This is a genomic window from Vibrio sp. 03_296, assembly GCF_002265885.1.
In genome coordinates, this window is the sequence record NZ_NPKW01000545.1 from 1 (window position 1) to 619 (window position 619).

General features: G+C 44.9%; 1 pseudogene. It reads left to right on the forward strand.

The features are described 5' to 3' along the window. Window positions 1-48: 48 nt before the first annotated feature. Window positions 49-599 (forward strand): annotated as a pseudogene (locus tag CIK04_RS26070) (phosphoadenylyl-sulfate reductase); the annotation flags it as partial. Window positions 600-619: the final 20 nt, after the last annotated feature.

Consider the following 619-nt stretch of genomic DNA (forward strand, 5'->3'; position numbering starts at 1 on the left):
TACGTGCTGGCATTGTTGAAGAGGTCATCATTTCTAAAAGGGATTTCTATGCTTGATTCTGTTGCTTCAACGCTGCAGCTATCAGAATTGCTCACGTTAACCAAGGCGGAGCAAAGTCTCCGCCTTGCCGAAATCAACGTTGAGTTAGAGATGCTGTCAGCTCACGATAGGGTCGCTTGGGCTCTGCAAATTTGGAAGGGCACACGCGTGTTTCGTCGAGTTTTGGGATTCAAGCGGCTGTCATGCTGCATTTGGTATCGAAGCAGCAAGCCGATATTCCCGTCATTTTGACCGATACGGGCTACCTGTTTCCTGAAACGTATCAATTTATTGATGAGTTAACTGAATCTCTAAACCTAAAATCTCAAAGTATACCGAGCGAATGAGAGTGCAAACTGGCAGGAAGCTCGATATGGCAAACTGTGGGAGCAAGGTATAGAAGGTATAGAGAAATACAATAAGCTTAATAAAGTCGAACCTATGCGTCGGGCACTGAATGAGCTCAATGTTAAAACCTGGTTTTCCGGATTACGTCGAGAGCAATCTCAATCCCGAGCCGGCCTACCTATTCTTCGATACAAAATGGTGTGTTTAAGTTTTACCTGTAGTGGTATTGGAG